Raw genomic sequence first — 2,878 nt, forward strand, 5'->3', positions numbered from 1 at the left:
ATCGGTCAACCGATCAGGAAAATATTTCTTAACTGATCGGCATTACGCTTTTAGCGGGTTTTTTATTGAAGTGTAATGATGCGCGCATCAAGATTTCAGCTTACGAACTACGTCAATTATAACCATTGACATTCGATATAAAAAATACCCCATAAATACTAGCATGACGACATTAAACACACTGCCTGTACTCCAAACCAATAACTCATACCATGTTGATTTATCATAAAGTGACCAGCCTAATTCGTCATACCTTGCAGGTAATTCAATTATGATAAGCTGTATTAAGCGCTCACCAATTAAGTAAATCATATAGGTAAAAAATAGCGAACTGGACACCACATAACTGATGAATAAATTTTTCTCCGTCTTGGGGAGCTGAAGTTTACTGTTGGGGAGTTGACGTCTTTTTACCTTTGCAATCAGCCGGCCAAATTCGTTGCGTGTCGCTTCACGCAGATTGGCAATGCCTAGCGTATCACTAACTATCCAATAGCCGTCCATTCTAAAAAACGGGTTTAGGTTCCAAACGAATGCCACGTTGAGAATAATAATGACGTAATAAAAAACAGCCGAATCAGTCAGTGCCAACAAAAATACAAGTAAAGCAGTGTATACTGCTTGGAGATACATTCCTGCACAATCAACCACAACACGCTGGGATCTTTTCAGGCTCCATGCTTCTGATAGTTCGGCATAAAAAACCAAAAAGATGATGTACCACCCCACGCCTATTTCAACTTTACGGCATCCGAATCGATAAGCGGCCGCAGCATGTCCTAGTTCATGGAATAGAAATCCGATCCCGGCAACAGCAATTATCGCTACCTGCTCTTTTGCTGATAATTGCCAAATTGTATAAATTCCTCCGTAGTATTCAGTGAAAAATACGATTTGGGCAATAATGGCTGTAATGACTAACACCGCAGCAAATATCGGATGAAAAAATTTATGCAGCGTTCGCGCAAAAACGTTAACAATTGGTGGCGGAATTACTGGGATTTGTATCTGCATATAAGATGTTTTTTTGTGTACATTATGCAATTTTTCGCCGTCTAATTTGTCAGCAAACAGTATCCCTTTAGGCACTAAAAAGTCGTCGATGAGTGATGCAAATTTAGCTGCTTTGTCTGAAGGCACATGGTGCGCCTTGATGTCTTCCAACGACCTGGAACCATCGAATAGTTGAATAAACGCATAGACCTCATTCGGCAAGGTTACACGATAATCACGCTTTTCTGTCAGGGGCAGGGTGCATAACCAGCTTTCCTGCTGATTTGCATCATGAAACGGCGTAAAAATGATCTGTGGGTTTATCTTTAGAATCATAGCAACTGTCGGTAGTGAGAGGTAAATAAAAGGGCTTACGAAGTAAGCCCTTTAGTGTTTTTAGAAGGCGTGGCACTCTGGCATAGTTGGTTTTTCACAGCCATCAGGACCTGTCCAGGTACAGGTACTGAACTCGACACGATCTTCCAGTTCATTAATCGCAAACTCTTCAAAAATAGTGGTTTCATGGTTCATGATATTTTCCTTTTTTATTACTATTATGGCTTTATTGCCGTTGTTTGACTTTGTGTAAGCAAAATCAAATGCGTTATCCAACGTGCACCAGTTCATTCAGCACAAGTTGATCTAATATGTTTTGGGGGATGAACCCTTGTTGTATTAATGCCGTTTTAAAGGTAATAACCGGCATTCTCTTGGTATGATAAAACTGACTAAATACATCACTTAACGACGCGGGTATTTTGAAGCCTTTGGCCAACTTCGTATTTACCCAGTAAAGTTCTCCCTTGAGATAAAGTGACGATACTGTTTTGGTGTTGACGGCTAAAAATTGAACTGTGCCAATATCCGTTGTGACAAAAGGCTTAGGCCCCGATGTTTCAAAGGTGGTATGTTTCGCAACCCCTTGTATCCAGCGGTGTAAACAATGTGCAAACTCCCAGGAAGATGGGGCTTTTAAAACTGCATTTTCCAACCCTGCATACAATGTCTGCATGATGTGCTGAGGTGCTTGCTGTTTACCATTTTTTGCAATTTCGATGTTCGGTTCAATTAAACGGCCGAAGTTCACATGTGGAGCATCAATAGATGCACTGCTCATCACCGGCAATATTGGAAAATTCAATAGCATAGAAAGGCGGGCTATTCCGGCTTTTACCGCGATACTGTAGTTAAAATAATTCACGTTTACTGTGCTTTGTGTCGAGGAAGATGATGTTGGGCCCATATTTCCGTCAACATAAATACCGCCGACTCGTCCACTTTTTAAGGATTTAAAAACCGATCGACTTACTTGATCGTCTTCGACTTCGATAAGTGAGACTTGGCTGGCAATATCCGGCGATGAAGCGGCGACCAACTGCTGTAGATCTTCATAAGCTTTGCCTGCGATCGGAGCAACACTCGGAATGTTCATGGTGACAAGGTCAAGCAAAATATGCCGGTGCGCACCGTAATGAAATAAACCCAGGAGTAAACCGCCATGATGGTTTACTAAACGGTGAATATAGTCACAGTCCCATCCGCTTAAGTAAGGGCGCATTGCATAGTCTTTTTGTTGAAATTTTGCGATGTAACAGGCCAAAGTGTCGTCAAAATGAAGCTGTTGGGCGAATTTGCAGTGAAAAGCTTGATCAGCAATAGTTGATACTTCGTTCTCGGTGAATTTATCACCCAAAATCCCTTTGAAATTCATACGATAGTAGTCTTGCATTTCACGCTGTAATTCTGACTCAACCATCACTTTTCCTTCGTGCTAATTGCCAACAATTGTTTGGTGCGTATTTCGGTTTGTCCGGCCACCTGTTCCGGTTTCATCCGGCCAGGCATTTCGGTGTGATCCGGCCAGCATGATCTGACCTTCGTTTAT

General features: G+C 41.7%; 3 protein-coding genes. All 3 read right to left on the reverse strand.

Annotation, left to right across the window (positions count from 1 at the left end; translation table 11 throughout):
- Nucleotides 1–87: 87 nt before the first annotated feature.
- The 3 genes from H595_RS0119375 to H595_RS0119385 all read right to left on the reverse strand — a co-directional run bounded on the left by H595_RS0119375 (nucleotide 88) and on the right by H595_RS0119385 (nucleotide 2,749).
- Entirely contained in the window at nucleotides 88–1,329 is a 1,242-nt protein-coding gene (locus H595_RS0119375; RefSeq protein ID WP_027672624.1) for a zinc metalloprotease, read from the reverse strand.
- A gap of 60 nt (nucleotides 1,330–1,389) precedes the next feature.
- Entirely contained in the window at nucleotides 1,390–1,524 is a 135-nt protein-coding gene (locus H595_RS24730; protein WP_276202275.1) for a hypothetical protein, read from the reverse strand.
- A gap of 73 nt (nucleotides 1,525–1,597) precedes the next feature.
- Entirely contained in the window at nucleotides 1,598–2,749 is a 1,152-nt protein-coding gene (locus H595_RS0119385; protein WP_027672626.1) for an LpxL/LpxP family acyltransferase, read from the reverse strand.
- Nucleotides 2,750–2,878 lie beyond the last annotated feature (129 nt).

It is taken from the genome of Rheinheimera baltica DSM 14885 (genome assembly GCF_000425345.1).
In the GTDB taxonomy this organism is placed as follows: Bacteria; Pseudomonadota; Gammaproteobacteria; order Enterobacterales; family Alteromonadaceae; genus Alishewanella; species Alishewanella baltica.